Raw genomic sequence first — 22,262 nt, 5'->3', positions numbered from 1 at the left:
TCGCTTCGCCTTCCCCCTACCGGGGGCAACACCTGAGGCCCGGCAAAGCCGGTTCCTCGGTGTTTCGCGAAAGGGCTCCTTCGGGCTTTTGAAGGCGTTGTTGGATAGACTCCGCGCGCCCCGTCTCTGCTCCCAAGGCCAGCCCCATGCTCACCGTCCACCACCTCAACAACTCCCGCTCGCAACGCGTGCTCTGGCTGCTCGAAGAGCTGGAGCTGCCCTACGAGATCGTGCATTACCAGCGCGATCCGAAGACCATGTTGGCGCCCGCTTCGCTGCGGGCCATTCATCCGCTGGGAAAGTCACCGGTTGTCACGACGGATGACGGACTCACGCTCGCGGAGTCGGGCGCGATCATCGAGACGGTGATCGAGCGCTACGGCAACGGCCGTCTTGCACCCGCGGCGGGTTCGCCGGAAGCGTTGCGCTATCGCTACTGGATGCATTTCGCGGAAGGCACGGCGATGTCGCCGCTGTTGATGAAGCTGATCTTCGACCGCATCGAGACGAGCAGGATGCCCTTCTTCGCGAGGCCGGTGGCCAAGGCGATCGCGGCGAAGACGAAGTCGGCGTTCATCAATCCGAACATCGCGAGCCACTTGAACTACATGGAGGCTGAACTCGGCAAGAGTGAGTGGTTTGCCGGCGATGCGTTCACGGGCGCGGACATCCAGATGAGCTTCGTGGTCGAGGCCGCGAGGGCGCGCGGCGGGCTCGATGCGAAGCGGCCGAAGCTCATGGCTTATCTGGAGCGCATCCATTCGCGCCCCGCCTACAAGCGTGCCCTGGAGCGCGGCGGGCCCTACGAGCTGCTGAACTGAGTTTCTTGAGTGCCGCACCCGGCAGCGGTCTGGCGAAGCGACACGTGGTGCGAAGCTTCGCTGCGAGCAACGGCTACGACGGGAACACGTGCAGCAGCGCGACCGTCATCGTGACGTAGCGCAGGAATTTCCCGATCGCCATGTAGGCCACGCAGGGCCAGAACGGCAGCTTGATCCAGCCCGCCACCGCGCACAGCGGATCTCCCACCAGCGGCAGCCAGCTCAGCAGGCAGGCCTTCGGGCCGAGCTTCTCGAGCCAGCCCAGAACGCGCACATGATGTTTCGAGTGCGAGTATTTGTCGGCCACCTTGTGCGCGCCGTAGCCCATCCACCAGTCGACCGCACCGCCCAGCGTATTGCCCACGGTCGCCACTGCGATGGCGGGCCAGAACATATCGGGGTTGAGCTTCAGCAGCCCGAAGAGAAAGGGCTCGGAGCCCACCGGCAGAAGCGTCGCCGAGACGAAGGCCGCCACGAACAATGTGGAGAGGCCGTACTGCGGCAGTGCCAGCAGAGCGAGGAGAGAGTCGAGCCAGGCTTGCATAGGGTCGGCGCAGTATAGGCAGCGCCAGCGTCGCAATCGCGTGGGAGAAAGCCCCGGCGCGCACCGGTATTTGTACGGGGTACCGAGGCGCAAATCGTTTCAGTCGCTGAAATGCGGCGTGGCTACAATCGTGCCTCATTTTTCAGCAGCCGAACGCGCACGCTCCCCCTTCCAAATGACCTTGCAGATCGGCAACCACACGCTGGAAAACCGCCTGTTCGTCGCGCCCATGGCCGGCGTGACGGACCGGCCCTTCCGCATGCTGTGCCGCGAACTCGGCGCGGGCTACGCGGTCAGCGAGATGGTCACCTCGCGCAAGGAACTTTGGGGTTCGCTCAAGACTTCGCGCCGCGCCAACCACGACGGCGAACCGGGCCCCATTGCGGTGCAGATCGCCGGCACCGACGCCGCGATGATGGCGGAGGCCACGGTCTACAACATCGAGCGCGGCGCGCAGATCATCGACATCAACATGGGCTGCCCGGCCAAGAAGGTCTGCAACAAGTGGGCTGGCTCGGCGCTGATGCGCGACGAGCCGCTGGCGCTCGAGATCGTGCAGGCCGTGGTCGACGCGGCGCAGCCCTTCGGCGTGCCGGTCACGCTCAAGATGCGCACCGGCTGGAGCGAAGAGCAGCGCAACGCGGTGAAGCTGGCGCGCGACTTCGAATCGGCCGGCGTGCAGATGCTCACCGTGCACGGACGCACGCGCGAGCAGGGCTACAAGGGCTTCGCCGAATACGACACCATCGCCGCCGTGAAGGCCGCGGTGCGCGTGCCGGTGGTGGCCAACGGCGACATCAATTCACCCGAGAAGGCGCGCGACGTGCTCGCGGCCACCGGCGCCGATGCGGTGATGGTCGGCCGCGCCGCGCAGGGCCGGCCGTGGATCTTCCGCGAGATCGCGCACTTCCTCGAAACCGGCACGCACCGCGCGCCGCCGCTGGTGGTGGAGGTGCGCCGCTTGCTGCTCGACCATCTCGTGGAGCACTATGCGCTGTACGGCGACTACAGCGGTGTGCGCACGGCGCGCAAGCACATCGGCTGGTACGTGCGGACGCTGCCCGACGGCGAGGCGTTTCGCGCACGCATGAACATCATTGAAGACTGTGCCGAGCAGCTGCGCGCGGTCGGCGACTATTTCGACGGGCTGGCGGACCACATGGACCGCATGCCCGTGCAGCGCCTGGAGGACGGCGACGCTCCGGGCGAAGAAGAGGAGGCGGCCTGCGCCGTCCATTGAGAGAGGAAAAGAAGAAGCAATGAGCAAGAAGCACATCGAGGACTGCGTGCGCACCAGTCTGGACAGTTACTTTCGCGATCTGCGCGGCACCGAACCCGACGGCATGTACGAGATGCTCGTGCGCGTGGTCGAGAAGCCGCTGCTCGATGTCGTGATGACGCGCGCCGAGGGCAATCAGTCGAAGGCCGCGCAATGGCTGGGCCTGAACCGCAACACGCTTCGCAAGAAGCTGGTCGAACACAAACTTTTGAAATAACCCCACGGCATATCCAATGGCCCAGACAGCACTCATCTCCGTTTCCGACAAGACCGGCATTCTCGAATTCGCACAGGCGCTGCATGCGCTGGGCATCAAGCTGCTGTCCACCGGCGGCACCGCCAAGCTGCTCGCCGATGCGGGCCTGCCCGTCACCGAGGTGGCCGACCACACCGGCTTTCCCGAAATGCTCGACGGCCGCGTGAAGACGCTGCACCCGAAGATCCACGGCGGCCTGCTCGCGCGCCGCGACCTGCCCGCGCACGTCGCCGCCATCAAGGAGCACGGCATCGACACCATCGACCTGCTGGTGGTCAACCTCTACCCGTTCGAGGCCACCGTGGCCAAGCCCGGCTGCACGCTGGAAGACGCGATCGAGAACATCGACATCGGCGGCCCGGCCATGGTGCGCAGCGCGGCCAAGAACTGGAAGGACGTGGGCGTGCTCACCGACTCCTCGCAGTACGCCGTGGCGCTGGCCGAGCTGAAGGACGGCGGCAAGCTCAGCGACAAGACCAAGTTCGCGTTCTCGGTGGCCGCGTTCAACCGCATCGCCGACTACGACGGCGCGATCAGCGATTACCTTTCGGCCATCGACTTCGACGCCAGCATCGGCCAGGCCGCGCCCAAGCGTTCGCTCTTCCCGGCGCAGAGCAACGGCCGCTTCGTGAAGGTGCAGGACCTGCGCTACGGCGAGAACCCGCACCAGCAGGCCGCCTTCTACCGCGACCTGCATCCGGCGCCCGGTTCGCTGGTGTCGGCGAAGCAGCTGCAGGGCAAGGAGCTGAGCTACAACAACATCGCCGATGCCGACGCGGCATGGGAATGCGTGAAGAGCTTCGACGTGCCCGCCTGCGTGATCGTGAAGCACGCCAACCCCTGCGGCGTGGCCATCGGCAAGGACGCTGCCGAGGCTTACGGCAAGGCCTTCAAGACCGATCCGACCTCGGCCTTCGGCGGCATCATCGCCTTCAACCGCCCTGTGGACGGCGCGACCGCACAGGAAATCGCCAAGCAGTTCGTCGAAGTGCTGATGGCGCCCGGCTACACGCCCGAGGCGCTCGAAGTGTTCCAGGCCACCAAGGCCAAGCTCAACGTGCGCGTGCTGGAAATCGCACTGCCCGCGACCGCAGGGTCGCCTGGCTCCCGTGGCGGCGCGACCGACTGGGACAACGGCCGCAACGCCATGGACGTCAAGCGCGTCGGCTCGGGCCTGCTGATCCAGACCGCCGACAACCACGAGCTCGCCGCCAGCGACCTCAAGGTGGTCAGCAAGAAGCAGCCCACGCCGCAGCAGCTGCAGGACCTGCTCTTCGCATGGAAGGTCGCCAAGTACGTGAAGAGCAACGCGATCGTCTTCTGCGCCAACGGCATGACCATGGGCGTGGGCGCCGGCCAGATGAGCCGTCTCGATTCGGCGCGCATCGCCAGCATCAAGGCCGAGCATGCTGGCCTGTCGCTGAAGGACACCGCAGTGGCCAGCGACGCCTTCTTCCCGTTCCGCGACGGCCTCGACGTGGTGGTCGACGCGGGCGCGAGCTGCGTGATCCAGCCGGGCGGCTCGATGCGCGACCAGGAGGTCATCGACGCTGCCGACGAACGCGGCGTGGTGATGGTGCTGTCGGGCGTGCGGCACTTCAGGCATTGAGCCCACCCCCAGGCTTCGCGCGCTGCGTGTCGCTTCTCCTTCCCCCTCAAGGGGGCAACACCTGCGGCCCGGCAAAGCCGGTTCCGCGGTGTTCCTGGAACTGGCTGTCTACTCGTGGGTGCCGAAACGGTACTTCAGCTGGAAGGTTAAGGCGCCGTACAACCGGTTCTTGATCGTGGGCACGTAGGCGATGTTGAGGCCCCAGTTCTTGCCCTCGATGGCGGCCACCGGAAGGATGGCGGGGAACCAGTTGCCGTTGCGGTAGTTGGGGTAGCCGTCGAAGCCGCCCACCACCGCGCCGAACTTCACGCCATAGAACTCGAAGGGCAGCGCATACAGCCCCACGTAGTTCGACTGCCGCCGATCGCTGTTGCGGAAGGTGCCCGCCGTGACGCGGAATGTGTCGTTCAGCGGGTACTCGAAACCCAGTCCCTGGTTGACGTTCTCCAGCCCCTTGCCGCTGTCGAAGTGCGCCGAATAGAAACCGGGGTTGATCCAGATCTTCTTCGGATCGAAGGACGAGTCCTGCGCCGCTGCGAAGCCGGGAATGAGAAGAGCGATGCTCAAGGCCGGCAGCGTGCGCAGGAAGTTCATGATGGCTAGGGTGTCCTGAAGATTTGTCGTGCCGCTTCGATGGTGGCGGCGATGTCGTCGTCGCTGTGGGCTGCGCTCACGAAACCTGCTTCGTAAAGCGCGGGCGCAATATACACGCCGCGATCCAGCAAACCATGAAACAACGCATTGAATTTCGCGTTGTCGGTTGTCATCACGGTGGCATAGTTTTGCGGCAGGTCCTTCATCAGGAAGAAGCCGAACATGCCGCCTTCGCTGTCGGCGCTGAAGGGCTGGCCTTCGGCTGCGGCGGCTGCCTTGAGCCCGTCGACCAGCGATCGCGTCTTCTTGCCGAGCGCTTCGTAGAAACCGGGCTTCGCGATCTCCTTCAGCGTGGCGAGCCCGCAGGCCGTGGCCACCGGGTTGCCCGACAGCGTGCCGGCCTGGTAGACCGGCCCCAGCGGCGCGAGCTGTTCCATGATCGCGCGCGGGCCGCCGAAGGCCGCGAGCGGCATGCCGCCGCCGATGACCTTGCCGAGCACCGTGAGGTCGGGCTTGATGCCCAGCACGCCTTGCGCACCGTGCAGGCCCACGCGGAAGCCCGTCATCACCTCGTCGAAGACCAGCAGGGCGCCATGCTGCGTGCACAGCTCGCGGCAGCGGCGCGCGAATTCGGGCGTGGCGCGCACGAAATTCATGTTGCCGGCGATGGCCTCGATCATCAGGCAGGCGATGTCCTTGCCGTGCAGCGCGAAGGCTTCCTCCAGCTGCGGCAGGTTGTTGTACTCGAGCACGATGGTGTGCTGCACCACCTCGGGCGGCACGCCTGCGGAGGTCGGGTTGCCGAAGGTGGCGAGGCCGGAGCCGGCCTTCACCAGCAGCGCGTCGGCATGGCCGTGGTAGCAGCCTTCGAACTTGATGATGCTCTTGCGGCCGGTGGCGCCGCGCGCCAGGCGCAGTGCGCTCATGGCAGCCTCGGTGCCCGAGCTGACCAGCCGCACCATCTCCATCGACGGCACCAGCGCGAGGATGGCCTCGGCCAGTTCGACCTCGCGCTCGGTCGGCGCGCCGTAGGAGAAGCCTTCGAGCACGGCCTTCTGCACGGCCTCGACCACGGCGGGGTGGCCGTGGCCCAGGATCATCGGGCCCCATGAGCCGATGTAGTCGATGTAGCGCTTGTCGTTGGCGTCCCAGAAATAGGCGCCCTGGGCGCGCTGGACGAAGCGGGGCGTGCCGCCCACGGCCTTGAAGGCGCGCACGGGCGAGTTCACGCCGCCGGGAATCACGGCGCGGGCGCGCTCGAAAAGAATGTCGTTGCGGTCAGTGTGTGGCATCGGGACTCAAGCAGGTTTTTCAGTGGGGGCCGCCGCGCACGGCCGCCCGAAGCGGCCGGCCCGCCCCCGGGCAGGGGGTTGGCGAAGCGACACGAAGTGCGCGCAGCCTGGGGGCGAGCAACATTTCAGTGTCGGGTGTCGTGAGGGGGGAGGGCGAAATCCGGCGGGGCGTCGGGATCCTCGTCGCCTTCATCGGCCTCGGGTTCGGCCCAGAAGAGGCGGTCGGGCAGCACGTGGCCCATGCCCGGGCGGAAGCCCGCGTCGAGACAGCGGTCCATGTAGGCCAGGGCCTCGGTGGTCGCGGCCACGAGGTCGGTGCCGCTGGCGAGCAGGGCGGCCAGCGCGGCCGACAGGGTATCGCCCGCGCCGGCGAAGACGGCCTCGAGCCGCTCGTATTTCTCGCTGGCGAGTACCGACTGCGGCGAGGCCAGCACGTTGTCGATGAACTGCTCGGGCAGCACCAGTCCGGTCACCAGCGTGTAGGGCACGCCGAACTCGCCAGCGGCCTTGGCGATGTCGCGCGCACCGGGCGGGCGCTCGCCGTTCCAGTCCGGAAGCAGCCAGCGCCACAGGGTGCTGTGGTTTCCAACCAACACTGTCGTCTGGGGCAGGACGAGCTCGCGGAAAGCGTCCAGATAGGGCTCGATCAGGTTCTCGTCCCACCACGACAGGTTGGGCATGTAGGCCACCACGGGCACCTCCGGATAGTCGGCGGCGGTTTCCGCGATGGTGCTGAGCGCCTCGGTGGTGCCGGCGAAGCCGACCTTGATCAGCTGGACCTCCACGTCCTCGAGGATCGAGCGCGCCTGCTCGGCGATGGCCTCCTCGTCGAAGGGGAAGTAGTCGAAAATCTCTGCCGTGTCGCGGGCGTAAGCGCCCGTGACCACCGGCAGGATGTGTGCGCCTACCGACCCCATGGCCAGGGCATCGGCGCCCAGGCCGCCCGCGCCGCTGGGATCGCTGGCGTTGAACACCAGCACGCAGGGGGGATTCAGGTCGCGTTCGGCCAACTCGCCGTCATCCTGCGAGGGGTCGTTAAGATCGCCCGGTTTACGGGCGTTGTCTGCTGGAAGTAAGTAGATGGTCATACGCCGTGCGGAATCCTCTGGATGGTGGCATAGGCGCGACGTTTACAGTCTGCCAGAGAGATACGCATAGATACACTCGTTGCATTTAATGAACAAGGACTTTAAGCTCCGATGAATACGAAAACTTGGATGTGCCTGATTTGTGGGTGGATCTATGACGAAGCGGTTGGTGTACCGGAAGACGGCATCGCGGCAGGCACGGCCTGGGCCGATGTTCCGATGAACTGGACCTGTCCTGAGTGCGGTGCGCGCAAGGAAGACTTCGAAATGGTTGAAATCTGAAAGCATGGCATAGATAGAGCTACGCGGTCTGCGTCGGTGTTCGGCGCGGCGGGCTTCCAAGTCTCATGAGCAGGAGCGTTTGCAATGGGCCCGAATGGATCTGGTTACAAGGTGCTGGTCATCGACGACAGCAACACCATCCGGCGCAGTGCCGAGATTTTTCTGAAGCAGGGCGGGCACGAGGTTCTTCTCGCGGAAGACGGCTTCGACGCGCTCTCCAAGGTTAACGACCACAAGCCGCACCTGATTTTCTGCGACATCCTGATGCCGCGGCTCGACGGCTATCAGACCTGCGCCATCATCAAGCGCAACGCCCATTTTTCCAACGTCCCGGTCGTCATGCTGTCTTCGAAAGACGGTGTATTCGACAAGGCCCGCGGCCGCATGGTCGGTTCCCAGGACTACCTGACCAAGCCTTTCACCAAAGACCAACTGCTGCAGGCCGTGCAGCAGTTTGGCACCGTTCAACAGGAAGTGCAGTAATGCCCATTCGCAAAATCCTCGTCGTCGACGATTCCAAGACGGAACTGATGTTCCTGTCCGACCTCCTCCAGAAGAACGGCTTTGCCGTCAAGACGGCCGAAAACGCCGACGACGCCATGCGCCGCCTCGAGGAAGAGCACCCCGACCTCATCCTCATGGACGTGGTCATGCCCGGCCAGAACGGCTTCCAGCTCACGCGCGCCATCGCCCGCGACCCGAAGTACGCCGCGATCCCGATCATCCTGTGCACCAGCAAGAACCAGGAAACCGACCGCGTCTGGGGCATGCGCCAGGGCGCGCGCGACTACATCGTGAAGCCGGTCAACGCCGCCGACCTGATGTCCAAGATCAGCGCGCTGAACTGAGCGAAAGCCTGCCGAGTCCATGGCGAATCGCGATGCTCTGAGAGCCTTCCAGTCCCGGCTGGCGAGCCGCCTGCAGGCCGCCCGCACGACGGGCGTGGCCGCCACCTGGCTGGCGGTCGAGGCCGGCGAGGGCAAATACCTCTTTCCGCTGGGACACGCCGGCGAAATCTTTCCCTGGACGCCGCCGCAGCCCGTGCCCTATACGGAGCCGTGGTTCCTGGGCGTTGCCAACCTGCGCGGCGGTCTCTACGGCGTCGTGCAGCTTTCGGCGTTCGCCACCGGCACCCCGGGCGCGCTGGCCGCCACCGAGGCGGCGCGCATCCAGTCGCGGCTCGTTGCTTTCAACGAGCTGCTCGAAGTCAACTGCGCATTGCTGGTCGATCGACTGGCGGGGTTGCGGGGGGCGGAGGCCTTCACGGCGTCCGAGCCCCCTGGCGCAGAAGCACCTGCCTGGCATGGGCATGTGTTTACCGATGCAGCGGGGGAACGCTGGCAGGAAGTCAACCTGCAGGCGCTTTCGCAGCAACCCCAGTTTTTGAGTATTGGTGCGTAGCAGTGCCCCCGCACGCCGTACCGGAAACCACCTGAAGGACCGACCGTGAGCTCGATCGCCGACAAGTTCAAGAAATTACTGCCCGTGAGCAACGGGAACGACAAGGCCCGCGTCGATGGCTCCGGTTCGATATCGCTCGACGATGTCGACACCGTCCAGGTTCCGGACGAGAAGACCGTGCGCATAGACCGCAAGGCCGGTGCACCCGACACCAGCTTCGGCGACGTCGACCTGCCCGGCGGCGGCGATGCCGCCAACGAACCCGGCGCCGCGGCTGCCGAGATCGCGCCCGACCTCGGAGGCGGCCGCGTGGGCTCCAACCCGGCGAAGCAGCAGCGTATCCTGGCCATCATGCTGGCGATCGTGGTGCTGCTGCTGCTGCTGGTCGCAGGCTCCGCAATTCTTCGCGCCGAACGCCTCGCGCAGCAGGTGGCGGCCACCGGCCAGTCGCTGATGCAGTCGCAGCGCCTCGCCAAGTCGATCTCGCAGGCCCTCGTGGGCAGCCCTTCGGCCTTCGTCGAAGTGAAGGACGCCGCGGACGACCTCACGCGCCGCGTGCAGGGCCTGACCAACGGCGACGACTCCCTGCGCCTGGAGCGCGTGGGCAACCAGTACGACGAGGAGATGAACAAGATCAATCCCCTCGTTGCCCGTGCCGACGCCAGCGCCAAGGTCGTGCTGGCCCAGCGACAGATCCTGACGCAGGTGGGCGCCGCCCTGCGCGACATCAACCAGCAGTCGTCCACGCTGCTCGAGATGACCGAAACCGTCGCCTCGCTGAAGATGCAGCAGAACGCCACGCTGCCCGAGATCTCGGCCGCCGGCCAGCTCGTGATGCTGACGCAGCGCATCGGCAAGTCGACCAACGAGTTCTTCACGGTCGAGGGCGTGAACCCCGACGCCGTGTTCCTGTTGGGCAAGGACCTGAACACCTTCCAGGAAACCACCCGCGGCCTGCTCGACGGCAATGCGCAGCAGCGCTTCCCCGGCTCGAAGGACCCGCAGACGCGAGAGCAGCTCGAGGCCATCCTGAAGACCTACGAACAGATGCGCACGCAGGCATCGGCCATTCTGGGCAACCTGCAGGGCCTGGTGGCCGCGCGCGAAGCGCAGGCATCGATCCTGACCGACAGCGAGCCACTGCGTAAATCGCTGGGCGACCTGCAGGACAAGCTCTCCGCCCGCACCGGCCTGGGCGCCGGCACCATCGTGCTGCTGTTCGTGCTGTCGCTGGCCGCACTGGCACTCGCGGGCGGCATCGGTTTCGTGCAGGTGCGCGAAGGCCGTGAACGTGCCGCCATCGCCGAACGCGAGCGCCTGGCCGCCGAACAGGCTTCCGACGAAGCCGGCCGCGTGAACAACGCCAACCAGGCCGCCATTCTCCGGCTGATGAACGAACTGCAGACAGTGGCCGAAGGCGACCTGACGCAGGAAGCCACCGTGACCGAGGACATCACCGGCGCCATCGCCGACTCGGTGAACTACACGGTGGAAGAACTGCGGCTGCTGGTGGGCAACGTGCAGAACACGGCGACCCGCGTGGCGCAGACGACGTCGCAGGTGGAAAGCACCTCGACCGAACTGCTGGCGGCGTCGACCGAACAGCTGCGCGAAATTCGCGAAACCGGCCAGTCGGTGCTGACCATGGCCGAGCGAATCAACGGCGTGTCCACACAGGCGCAAGAGTCGGCCACGGTGGCGCGCCAGTCGCTGCAGGCTGCGTCCTCGGGCCTGCAGGCCGTGCAGAACGCCATCGGCGGCATGAACTCCATCCGCGACCAGATCCAGGAAACCTCCAAGCGGATCAAGCGCCTGGGCGAATCCTCGCAGGAGATCGGCGAAATCACCGAGCTGATCTCCGACATTACCGAACAGACGAACGTGCTGGCTCTGAACGCGGCCATTCAGGCAGCGTCCGCCGGTGAAGCCGGCCGGGGCTTCTCGGTGGTGGCGGAAGAAGTCCAGCGACTGGCCGAACGCTCCGCTGACGCCACGCGCCAGATCTCGGCGCTGGTGAAGGCGATTCAGACCGACACGCAGGACGCGGTGGGCGCCATGGAGCGTTCCACGCAGGGTGTGGTCGAAGGGGCCAAGCTGTCCGACAACGCGGGTACCGCGCTGTCCGAGATCGACCGCGTGTCGCGCCGACTCGCCGACCTGATCGAGCAGATTTCGCAATCCGCCTCCCGCGAAGCCGATTCGGCCAACGTGGTGGCCGCGAACATCCAGCACATTTTTGCCGTGACGGAACAGACCGGCGAGGGAACGCGCACCACGGCGCAGCAGGTGCGCGAACTGTCGCAGATGGCCGAGGAACTCCGTCGTTCCGTGGCCCGTTTCAAGATTGCGTGATGGCGCTCTCCCCCGGCCTTCGCACACCCCTTCGTGTGGCTGCGGCAACCGTCTCAAGGGGGCGGCACCGATGGCCCGGCAAAGCCGGCTCCGCGGTTTTCCTTGAAGCGGCCGCGGCGGCCTTGTGCATTCGGGGCGCCTTGCGCCCATTGAAAAACTGACAGTCAAAGAACGGCGAGCATCCAACGTGTCGATTCAAACCCCTGCCACGGCCCCGCATGCCGGCAACACGCCGGTCACCGAAGACCTCGGGCCACTGGCCTGGGTGCTGGGAGAAATCCAGAAATCCCTTGACGGTGTAGGCAAGTCGTTGCGGCGCTTCGTACGCGAAGTGGATGCCGCCGCCGAGCCCGAGGCCGGCCCGCTGCAGATGGCCCGCCAGCAACTGCACCAGGCTGTCGGCGCGCTCCAGATGGTGGGGCATTCCTCGCCCGCGCTGGTGCTCGGCGCCATCGAGTTCGCGGTGCAGGGCTTCATCGCCGAGCCGCAGCGCTGCACCGAAGCCGCCGTGCTCAAGATCGAGCGTGCGGGCTTCGCCGTCACCGACTTCCTGGGCGCGCTGCTGGCCGGCAAGCCGGTGTCGTCGGTCGCGCTGTTCCCGCAGTACCGCGACGTGCTGGAACTGGTCGGCAATGAGCGCGTGCATCCCGCCGACCTCTGGAGCACCGCCTGGCGCTGGGTGGAGATCAAGCCGGCCGTCACGCAGGCGGCCGTTACCTACGACCCGGCGGTGCGCTCGCGGCTCGACCGAGAAGTGCTCCAGCTCGTCAAGAGCGGTGACACACAGGCTGCGCGCCGGCTGCATGCGCTGTGCCTGGGGCTGGGCCGTGGCGCGCTGCTGCCCCGCGTCGCCAGCTTCTGGACCCTGGCTGCCGGCTTCTTCGAGGCCCTGGCCACCGGGCTGGTCCAGCCCGACGCCTACGTCAAGCGCGCCGCCTCGCGCGTGCTGCTGCAGTACGCCACGCTCGCGCGCGGCGACAGCCTCGTGTCCGACCGCCTGGGCCAGGACCTGCTCTTCTTCTGCGCACAGGCCGTGCCCGCCGCCGGCGACGATGCCGCCACGCTGCGCACCGTGCGCACCGCCTGGGGCATCACGGGCGAGCAGCGCGTCGACTACAACGTCGAGCAGTTCGGCCGCTTCGATCCGCTGGTGCTGCAGCAAGCGCGCAAGCGTATCGAGACCGCCAAGGAAATGTGGTCGGCGCTCTCGGGCGGCGACATCACCCGCACGCGCCAGGTGGCCGACACCTTCGCCCAGCTGGGCGAGTCGCTGCAGAAGCTGCATCCGCCGAGCCTGCCGATGGTGCAGGCCCTGACCCACGCGGTAGAGGCTTCGGTGCGTTCCGGCCAGGCGCCGGGCACGGAGCTCGCGATGGAAGTCGCCACCTCGGTGCTCTACCTGGAAGCCGCGCTCGAAGACCTGGACCCGAGCGATCCGCAGCTCACCTCCCGCACACTGCAGCTGGCGGGCCGCATCGAACGCGTGCGCGCCGGCGGCCATTCCGAGCCGCTCGAGCCGTGGATGGAGGACCTCTACCGCCGCGTGAGCGACCGCCAGACCATGGGCACCGTGGTCGACGAGCTGCGCAGCCACCTGAGCGAACTCGAGAAGTCGCTCGACCAGTATTTCCGCCGCCCGGCCGAAAAAGGCCTGCTGCGCACCGTGCCCACGCAGCTCATGCAGATGCGCGGCGTTTTTTCCGTGCTCGGCCTCGATCAAGCCGCACTCACCGTACAGCGCATGCGCGAGGACGTCGAGGCAATGCTCGTCAGCACCTCGCCGGCCGAGGAAATGGCCGGCTTCGACGCGCTGGGCAACAACCTCGGCGCGCTGGGTTTCCTGATCGACATGCTGGGCTACCAGCCGGCGCTGGCCAAGCGCCTGTTCGTGTTCGATGCCGACGCGGGTGAACTCAAGCCGCTGATGGGCCGCCAGGCCACCGATGCCACGGAAGGCAACGGCGCGGCCGTCACCCAGGCGCCCGCCGCTGAAGGCGTGCTCAGCATCGAGGAGGTCGACGCCCAGATCGCCTCGAAGCTCGCGGCGCTCGCCGCGCCCAAGGCCAAGGCCTCGCCGATCGAGGAATTCAGCAAGAAGGCCGACAGCTGGACCCACAAGATCTCCGGCCCGGCCGATCTGCCCGACACCGAAGTCACCGAGCTCGAAGAAGACGACCTGCAGAACATCTTCCTCGAAGAGGCCCGCGAGGTGGTGCAGAACGGCCTGGCCGCCATCGAGGAACTCGCCAGCTACCCGGACGACACCGAAGAGCTCACCATCCTGCGGCGTGCCTTCCACACGCTCAAGGGCAGCTCGCGCATGGTCGGCCTCACCGAGTTCGGCGATGCCGCGTGGTCGCTCGAACAGGTGCTCAACACCTGGCTGGCCGACCAGCGCGCCGCCACGCCAGCGCTGCTGGAAGGCACCGAGCGCACCATGAAGGACTTCGGCCAGTGGGTCGAAGCCATCGCCTCGGGTTCCGCGCAGGGCTGGCAGGCGGCGCCGTTCAGCCGCGTTGCCAACGCGCTGCTGGCCGGCGAACCCGTGCCCCCGCCGGTGCGCGTGGCCGACGCGCAGGCGCTGGCGGTCGCCGCCCGTCACATCGCCGCCGAAGCGCCGGCGTCCGCGCCCGCGCCGCTCGAAGTTCCGGCTTCGGTGCCGCCGGCGATGGCGGAACTGCAACCCCTGCGGCTGCCCGATCTGCCGGACCTGTCGCTGACGACACAGCCCCCGGCATCCGCGCACGCACCCGCACCGGTGGCAGCAGCCGAGATCCCGCCGCTCCAGCCGCTCGACTGGCAGGCGCTGGAGCCCATGAAAGCCGGCGCGCCCGAGGCCGACGACGATTTCGCGTCGACCGACTTCATCGACTTCGAGGCGAAGCCGCAGGCCGAAGAGCATGCGCCGCTGGTCTTGCCCAGCGGCGAGATGTTCGACTTCCTCGCGCCACCCGCGAAGACGCCCGCGACCGTGGAACTGAAACAGGAGCCCGCCGAGCCGGCGGCTCCCGCGGCGCAACCCGTTGCCGCCACGGTACCCACCACCGAAGGCCTGCCCGATCTGCAATGGGAGCCCGAGCCGCTGCCCGTGCAGGCCGCGGCTCCCGCCGTCGAGCCGGAACCCGAAGCCGTCGAAGCAGTCGATGCGGTCGAAGCGCCGCTGTCCGTGGATGAGCCGGCTGACATGCCCGAGCCGCGGCTCGAGGCGGAACCCGAGCCCGAACCCGCCCCGGCGGCTGCCGAGGAAGCGCTCGTGCCCATCTTCGAGGCACCTGCCGTTGCCGCCGAGGCGCAGATCCTCGTCGCCGACGCGGTGGAGGCTCCGGCCCCGGAGCCTCTGACGAGCGTCGAGGCGACCGAACCGGCCGAAGCCGCCGCGCCCGCCGTCGCGCAGGAAGGCACCGAAGACCAGGTCAAGGTCATCGGCCCGCTGCGCATCGGCATCCAGCTCTACAACGTCTACCTCAACGAGGCCGACGAGTGGTCCCGCCAGCTCGCCACCGACGTCGGCGAATGGGCGCTCGAATCGCACGAGCGACTGCCTGATTCGACCATCGCGCTGGCCCATTCGCTGGCCGGCAGCTCGGCTACCGTCGGCTTCCACAGCCTGTCTGGCATGGCCCGCCTGTTCGAGGCCGCGCTGCAGCACCTGCAGATGCAGGGCAGCGGCACGCGCGAGCAAGGCATGGTGCTGGTGGCCGCGGCCGACGAACTGCGCCGCCTGCTGCACCAGTTCGCCGTCGGCCTGCTGCGCGATCCGGCCGAAGGCACGCTGCAGGCGCTGCGCGACATCGCCAACTCGCCGATGCCCACCGAGGTCGCCATGCGTGCCGAAGCCCGGCCGCTGCCGCAGGTGGTGGTCAGCGAGCCCGTCGCCGACGTGGCGCTGGACGATTCCGAGGACGCCATCGACCTGGCCGATGCGGTCGACGTCGACCTGTTCCCCATCTTCGAGGAAGAGGCGGCCGAACTGCTGCCCCAGCTCGGCGAGGCGCTGCGCCAGTGGGCGCACCACCCCGACGACAGCGCGCCGCGCGCCTCGGTGCTGCGCACGCTGCACACGCTCAAGGGCAGTGCCCGGCTGGCCGGCGCCATGCGCCTGGGCGAGCGCGCGCACCGCATGGAGTCCGAGATCGAAGTCCTGGGTTCCCAGGGCGCAGAACGGGCCGACATCGAGAAGCTGCTGATGCGCCTCGACGCACTGCAGGCCACCTTCGACGCGCTGCGCGCTGCCGACGATGCCACGCAGGTCGAGCTGGCCCAGATCGTGGCCGCGGCCACGTCGGCCGCGCCCGTCACCGTTGCTTCCCAGGCACCCGAAGCCGGCGTGCCGGCGAACGACGAGACCGCCGCGCCCGTGGCGAGCCTGGAAGACCAGCCCGCCGCCGAGACTGCCGCGGCCGCTCCCGACACGGCAGCGGACGCCCCCGCCCCGCTGCAGCCGCGCCCCGCGCCCGCGCTGCTCACGCCACTGCGTGCCGCGACCGGCCAGGCCGTTCGCATCCGCACCCAGCTGCTCGACCGCCTGGTCGCGCAGACCGGCGAGGTCATCATCACGCGTTCGCGCCTGGAGGCCGAGCTCGGCCAGCTGCGCGGATCGCTGTCCGACCTCACGGGCAACCTGGACCGCCTGCGCCAGCAGCTGCGCGACATCGAAGTGCAGGCCGAAAGCCAGATGCAGTCGCGCCTCGCGCAGGCCAAGGATTCGCAGCAGAGCTTCGACCCGCTGGAGTTCGACCGCTTCACCCGCGTGCAGGAGCTCACGCGCATGATGGCCGAGTCGGTGAACGACGTGGCCACCGTGCAGCGCACGCTGCAGAAGACGGTGCAGGCGACGGAAGACGATCTCAGCGTGCAGGCGCGCCAGACGCGCGAACTGCAGCGCGGCCTGCTGCGCACGCGAATGGTGGAGTTCGAAGGCATCTCCGACCGCCTCTACCGCGTGGTGCGCCAGGCCTCGAAGGACACCGGCAAGCAGGTGCGCCTGGACATCGTCGGCGGCTCCATCGAAATGGACCGCGGCGTGCTGGACCGCATGACGCCCGCCTTCGAGCACCTGCTGCGCAACTGCGTGGCCCACGGCATCGAGGATGCGGCAGTGCGCGAGAAGGCCGGCAAGGACGCCAGCGGCCTGATCGTCATCGACCTGCACCACGAAGGCAACGACGTCTCGGTGAGCTTCCGCGACGACGGCGCCGGGCTGGACAACAAGCGCATCGCCGACCGTGCGCGTGCCCTGGGCCTGCTCGGCGCCGATCAGGAACTCACGGCGGAAGAAGCCACCGAGCTGATCTTCAAGCCCGGCTTCTCGACGGCGGGGCAGGTTTCCGAACTCGCCGGACGCGGCATCGGCATGGACGTGGTGCGCGCGCAGATCGCGGCGCTCGGCGGGCGCATCGAGACCCGCAGCAACCCGGGCCAGGGCACCACCTTCAAGCTGGTGCTGCCGCTGACCACCGCCGTGACGCACGTGGTGATGCTGCGCGCGGGCGAGGTGTCCATCGGCATTCCGTCCAACCTGGTGGAACTGGTGCAGCGCGTGGGCTCGAGCGATCTCGAGGCCGCCTACCTGAACAACAGCCATCCCTTCGGCAGCGAGCACGTACCGTTCTACTGGACTGGCGCGCTGCTGCAGGCTTCCACGCGCAGCGGGCAGGGGCTGGCCAAGAACAACACTATCGTGGTCGTGCGAAGCGCGGCGCAGCGCGTGGCCCTGCACGTGGACGAAGTGCTGGGCAACCAGGAAGTCGTGGTGAAGAACCTCGGCCCGCAGCTCGCGCGGCTGCCCGGACTGGCCGGCATCTCGGTGCTGGCCTCGGGTGCCGTGGCGCTGATCTACAACCCGGTGGCGCTGGCCGCGGTGCACGGCGAACAGGCGCGCGAGCGCCAGGCCGCCGCGCTGGCTGCCTCGACGCAAGCTTCGGCGGCCGCCACGGCCGAGCACGGCGCGCCGCAGGAGCCGCTGCCGGTGCTGGCCCCGGTGGCGCCGCAGATTCCGCTGGTGCTGGTGGTGGACGACTCCATCACCGTGCGCCGGGTCACGCAGCGTCTGCTGCAGCGCGAAGGCTATCGCGTGTCGCTCGCCGCCGACGGCCTGCAGGCGCTCGAACGGCTTCAGCAGGAGCGCCCGGCGGTGGTGCTGTCGGACATCGAGATGCCGCGCATGGACGGCTTCGACCTGGCCCGCAACATTCGCGCCGACGCGGCCCTGGCCGAGCTGCCGATCATCATGATCACCTCGCGCATCGCCGAGAAGCACCGCGACTATGCGCGCACGCTGGGCGTGAACCACTACCTCGGCAAGCCGTACTCGGAAGAGGAACTGCTGCGCCTGGTGCGTGCGTACACGAGCGAGCCGGCGCTGGTGGCCGCTGCCGCCTGAGGCGCGCCGTCTGTTCGTTCATGAAGAAGGGGCCTCGCGGCCCCTTCTTCATTTCTGCAGCGCCTTCGCCCGCGCCACCCCGTAGCGCTGCAGCGTCTTCTCGCGCGCCTCCGCATGGTCGACCACCGGCTTCGGGTAGGTCTCGCCCAGCTTGATGCCGGCCGCTTCCAGCTCCACCGGCGAGGCCAGCCACGGCGCGTGGATCGCCGCGTTCGACAGGCCCGCCAGCTGCGGCAGGTAGCGGCGGATGAACTTGCCCTCGGGGTCGAAGCGTTCGCTCTGCGTCACCGGGTTGAAGATGCGGAAGTAGGGCTGGGCGTCGCAGCCGCTGGAGCTGGCCCACTGCCAGCCGCCGTTGTTCGATGCCAGCTCGAAGTCGTTGAGGTGCAGCGCGAAGTAGGCCTCGCCGCGCCGCCAGTCCAGCCCCAGGTCCTTGCACAGGAAGCTCGCCGCCACCATGCGCAGGCGGTTGTGCATGTAGCCGCTCTGGTTGATCTGCAGCATGGCCGCGTCCACCAGCGGGTAGCCGGTGCGGCCGTTGCACCAGGCGTCGAAGAGCTGGTCGGCGTGCTTGCCGTGGTGCCACTGGATCTTGTCGTACTCGGGCCGGAAGCTCTTCGACTCGCCGCTTTTGTGCACGTGCGGGAAGTGCGCCAGGATCTGGAAATAGAACTCCCGCCAGATCAGCTCGCTCAGCCAGGTCGCCGCGCCGGTGTTGCCCTGCAGCGAAAGCTGGTGCGACAGGCTGGCCAGCTGCCGGATCGACACCGTCCCGAAGCGCAGGTGGATGCCCATGTAGCTGGGGCCGCGCACGGCGGGGAAATTGCGGGCCTCGTCGTAGCGGTCGATGCGCTCGAAGAAGTCCTCGAAGAGCTGGCCGGCGCCACGGGTGCCGGTGGGTATCTCCAGTGCCGAGAGGTTGCTCTTCTCGAAGCCGATCTCGCGCAGCGCGGGCACCGGCTCGCCGTAAGCCTGCGGCGAGGGCGCGAGCGCGTCGGCGTGGCTGCGCACCGGGTACGACTTCAGGAAGAAGGAATCGAGCTTGGCCAGCCAGGCCCGCTTGTACGGCGTGAACACCGTGTAGGGCTGGCCGGTCTTGGTCATGACCTCGTCGCGGTCGAAGACGGTCGAGTCCTTGTAGGTGTGGAAGGTCACGCCGGCATTGGCCAGCGCGCCGAAGACCTTGGCGTCGCGCTCCAGCGCATCGGGCTCGTCGTCGCGGTTGGCGAACACCGCCTGAACCTCCAGCTCGCGGGCCAGCGCCGGAATCTCCTGCGCCGCCACCGCGTGCCTCACGATCAGCCCGCCGCCCAGCGCGCGCAGTTCGGCTTCGAGCTCCACCAGCGATTCGCGGATGAATTCGACCCGGCGGTCGACGCTGGGCAGGGCGTCCAGGATCGCCTTGTCGAACACGAAGACGCACAGCACCTGCCTGCAGGCCCGCAGCGCCCGGTAGAGGGCGGCGTTGTCGTCCACGCGAAGGTCGCGGCGGAACCACATGAGCCCTTTGGGATAGGTCTTGTCGACGGCCAGTAAAATCGGAGGCATATGGCCGCCGATTCTGCCCCGATGAACCTCACGCATCACTTTTTGATAGCGATGCCCGGGATGGAAGACAAAACTTTCAACCGCAGCGTCGTCTACCTCTGCGAACACAGCGAGCGCGGCGCGCTCGGCCTGGTGATCAACAAGCCCAGCGACATCAACCTCAAGGTGCTCTTCGAGAAGATCGAGCTGCACCTCGCCCGCCCCGAGCTGGGCGAAGCCCCCGTCTTCCAGGGCGGCCCGGTGCAGACCGAGCGCGGCTTCGTGCTGCACGAGCCGGTCTTCGCCCAGGCCGAGAAGCCCGAGGAATCCGTCTACGCCTCGACCATGACCATCCCCGGCGGGCTCGAGATGACCACCTCCAAGGACGTGCTGGAGGCCCTGGCCACCGGCGCGGGCCCGCGCAAGGTGCTGGTTTCCCTGGGCTATGCGGCCTGGGGGGAAGGCCAGCTCGAATCCGAGCTGGCCGAGAACAGCTGGCTCACCGTGGGTGCCGACCCGGCCGTGATCTTCGACACTCCCATCGAGCAGCGCTACGACAAGGCGCTGATGCTGCTGGGCCTGGAGGCCTGGAAGCTGTCCCCCGACGCCGGACACGCCTGATGAACTTGGCTCACCCCCAGGCTGCGCGCACTTCGTGTCGCTTCGCCAACCCCCTTCCGGGGGCGGGCCGGCCGCTTCGGGCGGCCGTGCGCGGCGGCCCCCTGTTCCTGTGAGTGGACCGGCGATGTCTGGCAGTGCTCAGCCCTCAGCACCTGCAGTTGTTCCCGCCCATTTCCAGAGCTTCCTGGCCTTCGACTTCGGCCTGAAGCGCACGGGCGTGGCCAGCGGCAACCGGCTGCTGCGCACCGCCACGCCCCAGCCCACCATCAAGGCCGAGGGCGACGCGCGCTTCGCGCAGGTCGAGGCGCGCATCAAGGAGTGGCAGCCCGACGCGCTGGTGATCGGCGTGCCCTGGCACCCCGACGGCGCCGCGCACGAGAACACCCGCCGCGCGCAGAAGTTCGCGCGCCAGCTGCGAGGCCGTTTCAATCTCCAGGTGTTCGAGGTCGACGAGCGCTACAGCACCACCGAGGCGCTGGCCTCCGGTGCCCGCGATGCCGATGCCGCTTCGGCCTGCATCATCCTGGAGCAATTTCTGAGGAGCATCCCGGAATGAGGCTCTCCCCCAGGCTTCGCGCACTTCGTGTCGCTTCGCCAACCCCCTCGCCGGGGGCAACACCGGTGGCCCGGCGCAGCCGGTTCCACGGTGTTCCCCGAGCGTCCGTTTCCTTTTCCCCTCGCCCTGCCCTGGAGCAATCATCGTGAGTTCTGTCGTTCCTGACGCCGAGGCGTTGTATCTCGATCTGCTGGCCGGCGTGAAGCCGCTGATGCGCCCTGAAACGAAGCTGGTGGGCATCACCTCCGGCGGCGCCTGGCTGGTCGAGCGGCTGCAGAAGGACCTGGGCCTGCCCGGCGCGCCCGGCATCATTTCGTCGGCCATGCACCGCGACGACTTCTCGCGCCGTGGCCTCTCGGCCAGTGCGCAGACCGCGCTGCCCTTCGACGCCAACGGCGCCGACGTGCTGCTGCTCGACGACGTGCTCTACACCGGCCGCACCATCCGCGCGGTGCTCAACGAGCTGTTCGACTTCGGCCGCCCGGCCAGCGTGCGCCTCGCGGTGCTGGTGGATCGCGGCGGACGCGAGCTGCCGGTGGCGGCCGATTTCGCCGCGACGACGCTCACGCTGCCGAATTCCCAGTTGCTGGCCCTGGCCCGCGCGGCGGACGGCGCATTCAGCCTGAAGGTGGAGGAAAGCAAGTAAATGCTCTACAAGCGAAACCCCCAGCTCAACAAGAACGGCGAGCTGATCCACCTGCTGTCCATCGAGGGCCTGCCCAAGGACATCGTCACGCACATCCTCGATACGGCAGCCAACTTCACGAGCGTGAGCGACCGCGAGGTGAAGAAGGTGCCGCTCTTGCGCGGCAAGAGCGTGTTCAACCTGTTCTTCGAGAACAGTACGCGCACCCGCACCACCTTCGAGATCGCGGCCAAGCGCCTGAGCGCTGACGTCATCAACCTCGACATCGCGCGTTCCTCGGCCACCAAGGGCGAGTCGCTGCTGGACACCATCGCCAACCTGAGCGCCATGGCCGCCGACCTGTTCGTGGTGCGCCACAGCGAGTCGGGCGCGCCCTACCTGATCGCGCAGCACGTTGCGCCGCACGTGCACGTGGTGAACGCCGGCGACGGCCGCCATGCGCACCCGACGCAGGGGCTGCTCGACATGTACACGATCCGCCACTACAAGAAAGACTTCTCGAACCTCACGGTCGCCATCGTCGGCGACGTGCTGCATTCGCGGGTGGCGCGCTCCGACATCCACGCGCTCACCACGCTGGGCTGTGCCGAGGTGCGCGTGGTCGGCCCCAAGACCCTGGTGCCCGCCGACATGGCCGGCATGGGCGTGCGCGTGTGCCACACGCTCGAGGAAGGCATCAAGGACTGCGACGTGGTCATCATGCTGCGCCTGCAGAACGAGCGCATGAGCGGCGCGCTGCTGCCTTCGTCGCAGGAGTTCTTCAAGACCTTCGGCCTCACGCAGGAAAAGCTGCAGCTGGCCAAGCCCGACGCCATCGTGATGCACCCGGGCCCCATCAATCGGGGCGTGGAGATCGACTCCGCCGTGGTCGACGGCAAGCAGAGCGTGATCCTTCCGCAGGTCACCTTCGGCATCGCCGTGCGCATGGCGGTAATGAGCATCGTGGCAGGTAACGAAGCATAGAAATGTTGCTCGCCCCCAGTCTTCGCGCACTTCGTGTCGCTTCGCCAAC

The 22,262-nt window shown here is 67.6% G+C and carries 19 protein-coding genes; 14 read left to right on the top strand and 5 right to left on the bottom strand.

From position 1 onward, the window contains the following. Positions 1-146: 146 nt before the first annotated feature. Entirely contained in the window at positions 147-821 is a 675-nt protein-coding gene (locus tag QMO14_RS08940) for a glutathione S-transferase (RefSeq protein ID WP_301506189.1), read from the top strand. 73 nt (positions 822-894) lie between these two features. On the opposite strand, the gene QMO14_RS08935 is transcribed toward QMO14_RS08940, so the two are convergent. Continuing rightward, positions 895-1,365, bottom strand: a complete 471-nt coding sequence (locus tag QMO14_RS08935) for a YqaA family protein (RefSeq protein WP_301506187.1) — start codon at positions 1,363-1,365, stop codon at positions 895-897. A 175-nt stretch (positions 1,366-1,540) separates the two neighbouring features. Between QMO14_RS08935 and dusB the strand changes: the two genes are divergently transcribed. The 3 genes from dusB to purH are packed head-to-tail and all read left to right on the top strand — an operon-like array spanning position 1,541 to position 4,509. Then, positions 1,541-2,605 (top strand): tRNA dihydrouridine synthase DusB, encoded by a 1,065-nt coding sequence (dusB, locus tag QMO14_RS08930; RefSeq protein ID WP_301506185.1) that lies wholly within the window; start codon positions 1,541-1,543, stop codon positions 2,603-2,605. A gap of 19 nt (positions 2,606-2,624) precedes the next feature. Beyond that, positions 2,625-2,861: a Fis family transcriptional regulator gene (locus QMO14_RS08925; RefSeq protein WP_007838304.1), complete on the top strand. Its 237-nt coding sequence runs from the start codon at positions 2,625-2,627 to the stop codon at positions 2,859-2,861. A gap of 16 nt (positions 2,862-2,877) precedes the next feature. Continuing rightward, complete coding sequence (gene purH / locus QMO14_RS08920; protein ID WP_301506176.1) at positions 2,878-4,509, top strand: bifunctional phosphoribosylaminoimidazolecarboxamide formyltransferase/IMP cyclohydrolase; 1,632 nt, start codon at positions 2,878-2,880, stop codon at positions 4,507-4,509. A 108-nt stretch (positions 4,510-4,617) separates the two neighbouring features. Here purH and QMO14_RS08915 read toward each other — a convergent pair whose 3' ends face one another. The 3 genes from QMO14_RS08915 to QMO14_RS08905 form a co-directional block, all read right to left on the bottom strand. Next, positions 4,618-5,103 carry a hypothetical protein gene (locus tag QMO14_RS08915; protein WP_301506174.1) on the bottom strand — a complete coding sequence of 162 codons (486 nt, stop codon included), beginning with the start codon at positions 5,101-5,103 and terminating at the stop codon, positions 4,618-4,620. Between the two features lie 5 nt (positions 5,104-5,108). Then, entirely contained in the window at positions 5,109-6,395 is a 1,287-nt protein-coding gene (gene hemL, locus QMO14_RS08910; RefSeq protein ID WP_301506173.1) for a glutamate-1-semialdehyde 2,1-aminomutase, read from the bottom strand. 125 nt (positions 6,396-6,520) lie between these two features. Continuing rightward, positions 6,521-7,483, bottom strand: coding sequence for a bifunctional hydroxymethylpyrimidine kinase/phosphomethylpyrimidine kinase (locus tag QMO14_RS08905; protein WP_301506171.1), 963 nt, complete (start codon positions 7,481-7,483; stop codon positions 6,521-6,523). A gap of 111 nt (positions 7,484-7,594) precedes the next feature. On the opposite strand from QMO14_RS08905, the gene QMO14_RS08900 reads away from it, so the two are divergent. The 6 genes from QMO14_RS08900 to QMO14_RS08875 all read left to right on the top strand — a co-directional run bounded on the left by QMO14_RS08900 (position 7,595) and on the right by QMO14_RS08875 (position 17,900). Beyond that, on the top strand, positions 7,595-7,765 hold the full coding sequence (locus QMO14_RS08900) for a rubredoxin (protein WP_007838397.1): 171 nt from the start codon (positions 7,595-7,597) through the stop codon (positions 7,763-7,765). Positions 7,766-7,849: 84 nt separating this feature from the next. Then, the gene (locus QMO14_RS08895) at positions 7,850-8,248 is read left to right on the top strand and encodes a PleD family two-component system response regulator (RefSeq protein WP_093205631.1); all 399 of its coding nucleotides are present in this window, start codon (positions 7,850-7,852) and stop codon (positions 8,246-8,248) included. After that, positions 8,248-8,613, top strand: a complete 366-nt coding sequence (locus QMO14_RS08890; RefSeq protein ID WP_301506151.1) for a PleD family two-component system response regulator — start codon at positions 8,248-8,250, stop codon at positions 8,611-8,613. Before QMO14_RS08895 ends, QMO14_RS08890 begins: the two co-directional genes overlap by 1 nt. A gap of 19 nt (positions 8,614-8,632) precedes the next feature. Further along, positions 8,633-9,166 (top strand): chemotaxis protein CheW, encoded by a 534-nt coding sequence (locus QMO14_RS08885; protein ID WP_301506149.1) that lies wholly within the window; start codon positions 8,633-8,635, stop codon positions 9,164-9,166. Positions 9,167-9,211: 45 nt separating this feature from the next. Continuing rightward, positions 9,212-11,518, top strand: a complete 2,307-nt coding sequence (locus QMO14_RS08880) for a methyl-accepting chemotaxis protein (protein ID WP_301506147.1) — start codon at positions 9,212-9,214, stop codon at positions 11,516-11,518. 187 nt (positions 11,519-11,705) lie between these two features. Then, positions 11,706-17,900, top strand: a complete 6,195-nt coding sequence (locus QMO14_RS08875) for an Hpt domain-containing protein (RefSeq protein WP_301506145.1) — start codon at positions 11,706-11,708, stop codon at positions 17,898-17,900. 48 nt (positions 17,901-17,948) lie between these two features. Here QMO14_RS08875 and QMO14_RS08870 read toward each other — a convergent pair whose 3' ends face one another. Further along, positions 17,949-19,448: a deoxyribodipyrimidine photo-lyase gene (locus QMO14_RS08870; RefSeq protein ID WP_301506143.1), complete on the bottom strand. Its 1,500-nt coding sequence runs from the start codon at positions 19,446-19,448 to the stop codon at positions 17,949-17,951. Between QMO14_RS08870 and QMO14_RS08865 the strand changes: the two genes are divergently transcribed. The 4 genes from QMO14_RS08865 to QMO14_RS08850 all read left to right on the top strand — a co-directional run bounded on the left by QMO14_RS08865 (position 19,449) and on the right by QMO14_RS08850 (position 22,213). Beyond that, positions 19,449-20,048: a YqgE/AlgH family protein gene (locus tag QMO14_RS08865; RefSeq protein WP_301506141.1), complete on the top strand. Its 600-nt coding sequence runs from the start codon at positions 19,449-19,451 to the stop codon at positions 20,046-20,048. Positions 20,049-20,172: 124 nt separating this feature from the next. Continuing rightward, on the top strand, positions 20,173-20,604 hold the full coding sequence (ruvX, locus tag QMO14_RS08860) for a Holliday junction resolvase RuvX (protein WP_301506139.1): 432 nt from the start codon (positions 20,173-20,175) through the stop codon (positions 20,602-20,604). Between the two features lie 145 nt (positions 20,605-20,749). Beyond that, complete coding sequence (gene pyrR, locus QMO14_RS08855; RefSeq protein WP_301506137.1) at positions 20,750-21,250, top strand: bifunctional pyr operon transcriptional regulator/uracil phosphoribosyltransferase PyrR; 501 nt, start codon at positions 20,750-20,752, stop codon at positions 21,248-21,250. Next, complete coding sequence (locus QMO14_RS08850) at positions 21,251-22,213, top strand: aspartate carbamoyltransferase catalytic subunit (protein WP_056577783.1); 963 nt, start codon at positions 21,251-21,253, stop codon at positions 22,211-22,213. Positions 22,214-22,262 lie beyond the last annotated feature (49 nt).

Source organism: Variovorax sp. CAN15, from assembly GCF_030462475.1.
Taxonomy (GTDB): Bacteria; Pseudomonadota; Gammaproteobacteria; order Burkholderiales; family Burkholderiaceae_C; genus Variovorax.
Note: the sequence above shows the minus strand (reverse complement) of the source record. Positions and strands in the feature narration are given on the sequence as shown.

What these genes read in the sequence shown, in the direction of transcription:
- QMO14_RS08940 (WP_301506189.1), top strand. Translation starts at nt 147, where the DNA reads ATGCTCACCGTCCACCACCTCAACAACTCCCGCTCGCAACGCGTGCTC.
- QMO14_RS08935 (WP_301506187.1), bottom strand. Translation starts at nt 1,365, where the DNA reads ATGCAAGCCTGGCTCGACTCTCTCCTCGCTCTGCTGGCACTGCCGCAG.
- dusB (WP_301506185.1), top strand. Translation starts at nt 1,541, where the DNA reads ATGACCTTGCAGATCGGCAACCACACGCTGGAAAACCGCCTGTTCGTC.
- QMO14_RS08925 (WP_007838304.1), top strand. Translation starts at nt 2,625, where the DNA reads ATGAGCAAGAAGCACATCGAGGACTGCGTGCGCACCAGTCTGGACAGT.
- purH (WP_301506176.1), top strand. Translation starts at nt 2,878, where the DNA reads ATGGCCCAGACAGCACTCATCTCCGTTTCCGACAAGACCGGCATTCTC.
- QMO14_RS08915 (WP_301506174.1), bottom strand. Translation starts at nt 5,103, where the DNA reads ATGAACTTCCTGCGCACGCTGCCGGCCTTGAGCATCGCTCTTCTCATT.
- hemL (WP_301506173.1), bottom strand. Translation starts at nt 6,395, where the DNA reads ATGCCACACACTGACCGCAACGACATTCTTTTCGAGCGCGCCCGCGCC.
- QMO14_RS08905 (WP_301506171.1), bottom strand. Translation starts at nt 7,483, where the DNA reads ATGACCATCTACTTACTTCCAGCAGACAACGCCCGTAAACCGGGCGAT.
- QMO14_RS08900 (WP_007838397.1), top strand. Translation starts at nt 7,595, where the DNA reads ATGAATACGAAAACTTGGATGTGCCTGATTTGTGGGTGGATCTATGAC.
- QMO14_RS08895 (WP_093205631.1), top strand. Translation starts at nt 7,850, where the DNA reads ATGGGCCCGAATGGATCTGGTTACAAGGTGCTGGTCATCGACGACAGC.
- QMO14_RS08890 (WP_301506151.1), top strand. Translation starts at nt 8,248, where the DNA reads ATGCCCATTCGCAAAATCCTCGTCGTCGACGATTCCAAGACGGAACTG.
- QMO14_RS08885 (WP_301506149.1), top strand. Translation starts at nt 8,633, where the DNA reads ATGGCGAATCGCGATGCTCTGAGAGCCTTCCAGTCCCGGCTGGCGAGC.
- QMO14_RS08870 (WP_301506143.1), bottom strand. Translation starts at nt 19,448, where the DNA reads ATGCCTCCGATTTTACTGGCCGTCGACAAGACCTATCCCAAAGGGCTC.
- QMO14_RS08865 (WP_301506141.1), top strand. Translation starts at nt 19,449, where the DNA reads ATGGCCGCCGATTCTGCCCCGATGAACCTCACGCATCACTTTTTGATA.
- ruvX (WP_301506139.1), top strand. Translation starts at nt 20,173, where the DNA reads ATGTCTGGCAGTGCTCAGCCCTCAGCACCTGCAGTTGTTCCCGCCCAT.
- QMO14_RS08850 (WP_056577783.1), top strand. Translation starts at nt 21,251, where the DNA reads ATGCTCTACAAGCGAAACCCCCAGCTCAACAAGAACGGCGAGCTGATC.